This is a genomic window from Nostoc sp. NMS4 (assembly GCF_017115095.1).
GTDB lineage: Bacteria > Cyanobacteriota > Cyanobacteriia > Cyanobacteriales > Nostocaceae > Nostoc.
The window spans coordinates 1-7,966 of record NZ_JABXKI010000382.1 but is presented as its reverse complement, the minus strand read 5'-3'; the positions used below and the strand labels follow the sequence as shown (position 1 = coordinate 7,966).

At 44.0% G+C, this 7,966-nt stretch carries 7 protein-coding genes and 1 pseudogene; 3 read left to right on the top strand and 5 right to left on the bottom strand.

Going from position 1 to position 7,966, the window contains the following annotated elements:
• The first annotated feature begins 642 nt into the window (after window positions 1-642).
• The gene (locus HWQ37_RS31770) at window positions 643-1,065 is read left to right on the top strand and encodes a hypothetical protein (RefSeq protein ID WP_292754869.1); all 423 of its coding nucleotides are present in this window, start codon (window positions 643-645) and stop codon (window positions 1,063-1,065) included.
• 103 nt (window positions 1,066-1,168) lie between these two features.
• Here HWQ37_RS31770 and HWQ37_RS31765 read toward each other — a convergent pair whose 3' ends face one another.
• Window positions 1,169-2,038: a DUF8173 domain-containing protein gene (locus HWQ37_RS31765; RefSeq protein ID WP_292754866.1), complete on the bottom strand. Its 870-nt coding sequence runs from the start codon at window positions 2,036-2,038 to the stop codon at window positions 1,169-1,171.
• 77 nt (window positions 2,039-2,115) lie between these two features.
• Entirely contained in the window at window positions 2,116-3,231 is a 1,116-nt protein-coding gene (locus tag HWQ37_RS31760; protein ID WP_292754863.1) for an Acg family FMN-binding oxidoreductase, read from the bottom strand.
• 28 nt (window positions 3,232-3,259) lie between these two features.
• Here HWQ37_RS31760 and HWQ37_RS31755 point away from each other — a divergent pair.
• Window positions 3,260-3,401 (top strand): annotated as a pseudogene (locus HWQ37_RS31755) (IS5/IS1182 family transposase); the annotation flags it as partial.
• A gap of 33 nt (window positions 3,402-3,434) precedes the next feature.
• On the opposite strand, the gene HWQ37_RS31750 reads toward HWQ37_RS31755, so the two are convergent.
• Complete coding sequence (locus HWQ37_RS31750) at window positions 3,435-4,802, bottom strand: SulP family inorganic anion transporter (protein WP_292754860.1); 1,368 nt, start codon at window positions 4,800-4,802, stop codon at window positions 3,435-3,437.
• A gap of 42 nt (window positions 4,803-4,844) precedes the next feature.
• Here HWQ37_RS31750 and HWQ37_RS31745 point away from each other — a divergent pair, with 42 nt between their 5' ends.
• Window positions 4,845-5,036 carry a hypothetical protein gene (locus HWQ37_RS31745; RefSeq protein WP_292754858.1) on the top strand — a complete coding sequence of 64 codons (192 nt, stop codon included), beginning with the start codon at window positions 4,845-4,847 and terminating at the stop codon, window positions 5,034-5,036.
• Between the two features lie 13 nt (window positions 5,037-5,049).
• Here the strand turns inward: HWQ37_RS31745 and HWQ37_RS31740 are convergent, their stop codons facing one another.
• Both HWQ37_RS31740 and HWQ37_RS31735 read right to left on the bottom strand, forming a co-directional pair.
• The gene (locus HWQ37_RS31740) at window positions 5,050-6,186 is read right to left on the bottom strand and encodes a ferrochelatase (protein ID WP_292754854.1); all 1,137 of its coding nucleotides are present in this window, start codon (window positions 6,184-6,186) and stop codon (window positions 5,050-5,052) included.
• Window positions 6,187-6,257: 71 nt separating this feature from the next.
• Window positions 6,258-7,826: a pyruvate kinase gene (locus HWQ37_RS31735; protein ID WP_292754851.1), complete on the bottom strand. Its 1,569-nt coding sequence runs from the start codon at window positions 7,824-7,826 to the stop codon at window positions 6,258-6,260.
• Window positions 7,827-7,966: the final 140 nt, after the last annotated feature.

The window sequence follows — 7,966 nt, the reverse complement described above, 5'->3', positions numbered from 1 at the left end:
ATAGGCATGAAATTTAAATTATTTTAACTTTTACCATAAAAGTAGCGCAAGAGCCGAACATTTTAACTAAAATTTAACAGACTCAAAACCTTCAGCGCGTGGTCTGTCTCATTGATTTTGTGGGGCTGCTAGATCCCCAACTTCTTCAAGAAGTCGGGGATCTGAACACCACTAACCTCTCAAAACTTTTGGGACAGATACAATAAAAGTTAACTGATATTTAGGTACTTCAACACGATGTTTGGGTACTTCAACACGATGTTTGGGTACTTCAACACGATGTTTGGGTACTTCAACACGATGTTTGGGTACTTCAACACGATGTTTGGGTACTTCAACACGATGTTTGGGTACTTCAACACGATATTTGGGTACTTCAACACGATATTTGGGTACTTCAACACGATATTTGGGTACTTGTTCACAAATAAATGGTATGAGTTTTGAATTCTTCTTCTAAAATTTTTTATACAAATGATTTTAAAGATTTCAAGTGAAATTAGGGAATAAATATCAGATATTACCGTAAACTTTACTTTAGTTTTGGTGGTTTTTACTCAGGGTAAAAGGAATGGCAAATAGCTAAAGTGGAATCACAAGTCTGTAGTAATTTTTACATATTTTTTTGCAGAAGAGGCATTCATGGCGCGACTAAAACGCAGTTCTACGGTATTGGATAAGGCAACGCTACGGATATCGGGGATGAGATCAATTAGCGAAACCCTTGAGTTTGACAATAGCTTGAATTTAGCGGAGTATGAAAAGCGGATTCAAACCTTGCAAACGAAGCTATCGAGCTACAACACAATGCTTTCCACGGTTGATGAAGCGGTAGGGCAGATTCAATTGCTAGAGCAGGATTTGAGAAGCTACTCGGAAAAAATGTTGATGAGTGTGGCGACGCGCTATGGTAAGAACAGTTTGCAGTATATGCAAGCAGGGGGTAAACCACGCAAGAGTAGTAAGCAATCCGTGGGGAATACTGCACTGAAGACTGCACCAACAACGACGATCGCAGCAGTGATGACACCGAATACAGAGAAAGCGACGACAAATGGTAGATAGTACGAAGGTGTTGGTAAATTAAAATAATTTGTAATTTGTAATTCGTAATTACGTTAGCGCAGCGTTAGCGAGTCCGCGAGCGTCATTACGAATTACGAATTATTTAAGTAGCTATTTGAGGTTTTTCTTTACCAAATTGCCACAGCAAGATGACACCCAAGCCAAATAGATTGACTAAGAAAACTACTAACCCTCCGAAAAATGGAATTAGTGTCAAAACTGTAAGAATTGCCAAACCCACCAAGAACTGCTGCTGTAACGACCAATTGCCATTACTGACTAAGCTTTGACCAACAAAAAGCGCCACACCTAATGACCCTACCAGAGAAGTGACGATCGCAGTCAGACTTAGTAGTGGAATCAGAGGAATACCAATAAGCGTAATCGCCAGAAACACGCTAAAAAAGATAATGGCGACAATCGCCCCCATCCCCCATAAAACAGCCAAAGTGGGGTGTTGACGCAATTTTGTAGCCAAATTTTGTAGGAATTGTGGATTGGTATGCAAAATAATCAGACCGAGAATAGCTGCTACTACGGCGGCACTAATTCTAAAAATGGCATTGAAGAAATATTGAGCGAAGAAGCTAATTCTGACTCGATTTGAACCATGCATCATCCCATTTCTATCGCTAAATGTGGTACGCTCACCACCAACGATCGCACCTTCTTCCTGTACAATTTTGCCGCCAAAGGAGTAAGCATCACCCTCTACCCGCACTCCTTTTTTCAGGATGACATCCCCGCCAAAAGCGATCGCAGTTTTCAAAACTCTGGCATTAGGTGATACCGTAACACTCCCCCCAAAAGCCAAAGCGTTTTCGACAACTTGATTCTCTGGTACAGTTACGCTTCCACCAAAGCGAATCAGGTTGGTATTATTAATATTAATATCAGTCTGCGCCAGGGCATTGCCTGCAAATATTAAGCAAATGCTGGCTATAAAAGCTAGAACTAATTGTTGCCATTTCATAGATTTCATTCTCCCGAATGATAATAACATCGACATCTGATGATATTTAAAAAAGATAACTCATGATAAATTCCCCATCATTTCCGTATAAACCAATCAACGGGGCGGCGTAGTGAAACTGGCGACGGATAATTCTTCAAATAACCCGATCGCAATATAAATTGAATATTTTCGCTAATGCCAATTGATTGATTTAGAGTTTGTCTCGTTGAGGCTTCTTCTAATATCTGAGTCATCGGATGAATCGCAATACTCTTTTCCCGCACTTTCAGGAAAAGTCTTTGCATTCTTCTGCCAGTTTCCAGCAATGTCGCCACGGAATTGTCTTTACTGGTAATGAGAATCCAACCTGCCGATTGCGACACTTCCTGTTTAATTTTATCAATCCCTTTCTCTCGGAAATCCTTTTTCATCACATTATCTTTACTGTAAAAGTTCCGCACCACCCAACCAGAAAATCCTTCTATTTCCATGCTTGCCGTTGTCAGCCCATCACGATATTTCTCAGCATCCTTAGTGGAAAATCTAATCCAGTCGGCTAACTCTTGCTGCGCTGGGTTGCGATCGCACTGAAGGCGGTTAGCAACAATAGTTTGTTCGTTGATAAATTGACTTTCTTTACTAGTAACAGGTAGATAATGAATAAATTCCGATTCTGAATTGACAAGATATTTGATATCTTCTGGTTTCAGCACATTACTTAAAAAATCGGAACGAACAGTGCGGCGATTTTTTATTTTTGCAATATCAAAAGCATTTTTTAATTCTTTTTTGTTCAATTTTACTTCCATTACCTGTTTGTCCTGATTGGTCTTAGCTAGCAAATTCCAATGGCAGTCATAGCCAAAATAACTAGCGGCATATTCCAGATTTTGAATAAAAGTACCGATTGATAAAATTGTTTCTCTCTGAGTCGGATCAACAGCAGGTAGCCATTTACTTTTATCGTTGCCGATAATCCAGTGATAAGGTTCGAGATATTGAATAAACCACGGTTGGGTGTTGTGTCCACTCGGCGCAAGGGAGGCGAGAAACAGAATCTCTTCTTCATCCGGTTTGAGAGTTTCTTTGTTATCGTTTTCTAGTTTTATATCCGCCCTTAAAAGATTCCTTTTATCACTCAACAAATAAGATGTTGTCACAGTTGCAATTATTGTCCCACTAGCAATGCCAATAAATTTTTTTCTATTCATAATAAGCGTCCTTTGATCTCAAGGTTTCGTTGAATTTATAGATGTGGGTGAAGTTGAGATTGAACGCCCCCAAAAAACAGAAACACTACTACAGTGGTAAGCAAAAGTGCCATACGCTGAAAGCTCAATTATTGGTGGAATTTGTTAGCGGGCAAGTGATTTGTACAGCTTCTGCACCTAAAATCGATCAGGCATATCGCCTTCTATGTTCTAGATTTAGCCAATTGCCTCTCACCCCAGCCGATCGCCACCAAGCCGATCGCTGCCATCCACCCCACGGTCAATCCTTGCACAAACCCAACGGTCGCACTAACAACCAGCACCATTTGCACCACCAGATAGTCTCTCAGCGATAGCTTAAACCCAGCTATAACTACCCACTCGATCAGCAGCGACAAACCCAAAAACAGCAGCAAACCCCCCAGAACGGGCTTAGGACAGTAGGAGAGCAGCGAAACCCCTAGTGTGGAGATAACTAGGAATACTCCCGCATCAATTAATGTCGCTAACCGATTGCTTCCCATCTTATGTGCCAGTATCGATTTGCTGAGGGAATGGAAGCTGAGAATGCCGCCAAACAGCCCGATGGCCAGATTACCTATCCCTGCGATCGTCAGTTCTCGGTTGGTGTCAATCTTCTGCTGTGTCACCAGCTTGAGAGAACTCACATTCATCAACAGCGAAATTGCCGCCGTCACACTTACGGTTGCCAGACACATCCACTGAGCCGCGATCGCGCTCCAGTGTACCTGCGATAGATTAAGAAAGTGAGAGTGCGAGCTATGATCCTTTGGAGTGGCAGCAATGTTTAATATCCACCCCTGATTACTAGCTTGCACCGCAGATGTGCCACTGAGCGAGAGCAGAATGTAGAACAGGGCGATCGAGCCAACCAAACTTGCAGAGAGAATCAGGGGATGCGACCGAAGATGAGAAATCAGCAGCAGATAAAGTGCCAGCAGCAGTCCGGGTAGCCACTGCATTAAGACCTGAGCTTGCAGCAAGACGGGCAGTTGAGCTAGTTCGAGCGGGTGATCGGTCATCAGCTTGAAGGCACCTTTGACCAGCAGCCAACCCGTGCTGGCAATAAAGCCACCGATGACAGCATCGGGCATTGATCGCACCAGTTTTCCTAGCCGCAGCCAACCTAACAGCAGCAAAAATGCACCCGTGAGTAGAGACGTTAACGCGATCGTGGCCAATGCGGTCATCCACAGTTCAATGGCGGATGTGGTAGGCGGCAGGCTCTTAATGATCGCTCCGACGCTCCAAGCAAGAATTGCAGTGGGAACGGTGCTTAAGTCAGCCACCATACCCGGCAAGGAACTGGTTAGGGCAACCAGGATGCGGGTTGAGGCGGCACTAAACAGGACTAGCCCAATTCCCGGAGACAGATGCGAAGACAAACTGCCAGAAAAGATCAGCACCGCGTAGGAAAGATCGAAGAGTACACCGATCGCCCCAGTTGTTAAACCAACCGTTAGGTTAGGCAGTAAGCGAGTGGGATGCAGTTCGTGGCGCAGTTGGGGCAGCAGATGTTGTTTCACCCAATCAGTCTTGCTATTAAACATATTTATGGGGAAAGCTCCTGATTTGAGTCGAAGTAGAATGGGATGAAGCAAGACAGGGCGATCGCCCTGGGCGTGTCACCCTCAAACCCATCATTGATTTCTCATCTACAGTTGGGAAGTATTCGGGTGCGATACGCGCAGTGTCAAGCCTCCGGCTTATCGCTCTCAAAAAATTCACCTATAAATAATCCGGGGGTTTGCGATGAATCGTGGCATGAAAGGCTCTTCGTCTAACCTATTTCAAAGTTCAGTCAAAATCAAGTCTTCTAGCTTGAATATGCTCGTGGTGTTGCGGCACTGACAGCATTGCTTCAATGTGAGGATTTGCCCATTCTGCGGCTATTTTTAGGAAATCAGGATCGTCATTGACACAACCGAGCCGTGTGTAAGTCACCGTTGGATATTGACGCTGCAAATATTGAATCGCATCTTCAACATCGAGAATAGTTTCATAATTATCTGTCACCCAGCCGAGGGGTTTAAATAAAATGGTTTGGGCACCTGCTGTAATCAAACTTTTGGCGGCTTGTTTCAGATCGGGCTGTGACCAATTAATGAAAGGTGTGTCATGATTCACCCAACCGATGGAGATTAATGGATATTGATGTTGTAACTGTGCTTGGACGCGATCGTAAAGGATTTGTCCATCAATTACCCCGGTTAACAGTCCTTGCGCTTTTTCTGGGCCACCGTGAACCGTTAATACAATGCCAATTTGAGACTCAAAAAAGCGACCAACAAATAGCTGATTCAGAGTTTCCTTAATCCGTCGCACCATCAAATCAATGTAGGTTGGCTCAGTTGCAAAGGCTGGAATATATCGAATTGCTTTGAAGGTCGAATGTTGAGGCTTATTTAGAGATGCAGTTGCAGCAATAACTTCATTAACTTGCTCTACAGCTATTTTGCCCGTGAATGCAGAATCGACTACAAGCATTGGATAAATTAGCAAATTTTGAAACCCTTGCTCAATAATATCTGTTACAACTTCTTGCACAAAGGGTTGACAGAAATAAAAGCCTTTGAACACTTGCACCCGTTGGCGCAGCCTCTCGGAATGAGAATCGCCCCATTGGTGTTGTAACCGTTCCTCAATACCAAGACGTTGTTTTTCAAAAATCTCATTTTCGGGCGACATGAAATGATCGTGCTTTACCCCAAAATTGTACAAATCTTGAAGTGCAAGAAACCAACCAGCAAGAGGATATAGCCATTCTGGAATCGGCACAAATTGAGATGCAATATACTTTGTTGCAGCTTGGTTGTAAACACTCAGAGCGCGGTAAGATTGCACTTCACCATACCCTGCAAGCAAAACTGCCACGCGATCGCTATTTTGGGTTCCGACGGGCTGCGTCCCTTGAAATTGATCATTAATAATCATTGCTTTAAGCCTAATTAAATTGTTTTTTAGAAGTCTGCCGTAGATGAAGCAGTGAGTTCAGGTTAAAAAAATTACCACGAATGGAGCGCCCGCAACTGTGGCGTTTTTTTCAATTGATGGGCTTCCATGCGTGTGAGAACATCATCTAGAATGGCGATCGCTTCGGCAATAAACGGCCCTTTATTTAACATCACACACTCAGCCCGTTCAGCCATTGCCGCATCGGTCATCTCTCCCCGCGAAGGTGTGCCATCTTTTACCAAACTCTCTAGTACTTGGGTTGCCCAAATCACAGGAACATGAGCCGCTTCGCAAATCCAGAGTATTTCTTCCTGGATTTCTGTTAAACGCTGGTATCCAATTTCAACGGCTAAATCGCCTCTGGCAATCATCACCCCAAATGCTTGCTTCCCGGCGGCATAGACGATTAACTCTGGTAAATTGGAAACAGCGATCGCGGTTTCAATTTTTGCCACGATCGCCGGTCGGGTTAGTCGTCCCTGAGAGCGTTTGTCCAATTCTTGTTGGAGTAACTCAATATCGGCAGATCGTTGCACAAAAGAGTAGCCAATAATATCTGCGTGGATGGCAACAAAATCCAAGTCGGATAAATCTTTTTCAGTCAGTGGACTCAGAGGTAACACTGTATTTGGGAAATTCAACCCCTTTTCCGGTTTGAGTTTAACTCCTTTGGGGCTGGCATTCGTCACTTCTAGTAAAAGTCCCGGTTGTCCATTGGCTACTGAGTACTGGGTATCAACTACGCGAGTCCGAATCTTGCCATCATCGATATATACGGGGGTGTCAACAGTTAATAAATCGAGAATTTCGGGAACCGTACAGCAAGTTTGAAAAATGTCTACAGGTGATGGAATGGACTCACCCGCCTCACACCGCGACAGCAGGATATGATCTCCTTTAAATACCCGTTTTTTATCAAGTGGTGCAAGTACCTGTCCCGTGCGGATTTTCAGCCCAGCTAAATCCATCATGACTTTACAAGGCGTTCCTGTTTCCTGTTCGGCTCGACGGGTATGATCGATCATCCTCCCCCAAGCTTCGGTTGTATCGTGAGCGCAGTTAATTCGCACACAATTTGCCCCGCGTTGCATAATTTCTCGCACCATCTCATAGTCTGTGGCGGCTTCGCTGGGTAGTGTTACCATAATTCTGACCCGACGCTGGGGTGGAGACTGACCAAACAATTCTTCGGTGTGCTGTTGTAGTAAGCGATCGCCTTCAAAAAAGAACTCGATGGGTGGACGTTCGAGGTGCTGGGCAGACTCAGAGCCGCAAATGAGTTCCAAGGTGGCAATGACAGCATCAAGATTGGGCATCACCCGTGCTTCAATCCTTCCTAATGAGGATAAGCCCCAAGGCATTAGTGCAGCTTGGAGGGAGCGAAGATCATGCCGACGTAAAGCTAGATATTCAGCTAAATTTAAGGCACTAGAAAGAAACTCAGTCCGATGAATGTGCAATTTCCACTGGTTAAAGGTGGCTTGTCCTTCGCTTTCAACAGTCTGGCGAAGTTCTTGCAGAGTTGATAGCAAATTCTGTGGACTTGATAGATTTAGAAGTGTGCCAAACGGCTGATTGCTTTCTGTCTTAGTGTTCGAGTTTGAAGTTTTAAGCTGCATTAAAGTTTTTCCCTATTATTTGTTGGTTCAAAGCTTTAAAGGATGTTTTAAAAGTTTTCTTCTCGGTAACAAAATGTTCTAGATCCCCCTAAATCCCCCTTAAAAAGGGGGACTTTGATTCCGGTTCCCCCCTTTTTAAG

Excerpts from the sequence above, each read along its gene's own strand:
- HWQ37_RS31735 (WP_292754851.1), bottom strand. The coding sequence starts at position 7,826 with ATGCAGCTTAAAACTTCAAACTCGAACACTAAGACAGAAAGCAATCAG.
- HWQ37_RS31750 (WP_292754860.1), bottom strand. The coding sequence starts at position 4,802 with ATGTTTAATAGCAAGACTGATTGGGTGAAACAACATCTGCTGCCCCAA.
- HWQ37_RS31765 (WP_292754866.1), bottom strand. The coding sequence starts at position 2,038 with ATGAAATGGCAACAATTAGTTCTAGCTTTTATAGCCAGCATTTGCTTA.
- HWQ37_RS31760 (WP_292754863.1), bottom strand. The coding sequence starts at position 3,231 with ATGAATAGAAAAAAATTTATTGGCATTGCTAGTGGGACAATAATTGCA.
- HWQ37_RS31740 (WP_292754854.1), bottom strand. The coding sequence starts at position 6,186 with ATGATTATTAATGATCAATTTCAAGGGACGCAGCCCGTCGGAACCCAA.
- HWQ37_RS31745 (WP_292754858.1), top strand. The coding sequence starts at position 4,845 with ATGAAGCAAGACAGGGCGATCGCCCTGGGCGTGTCACCCTCAAACCCA.
- HWQ37_RS31770 (WP_292754869.1), top strand. The coding sequence starts at position 643 with ATGGCGCGACTAAAACGCAGTTCTACGGTATTGGATAAGGCAACGCTA.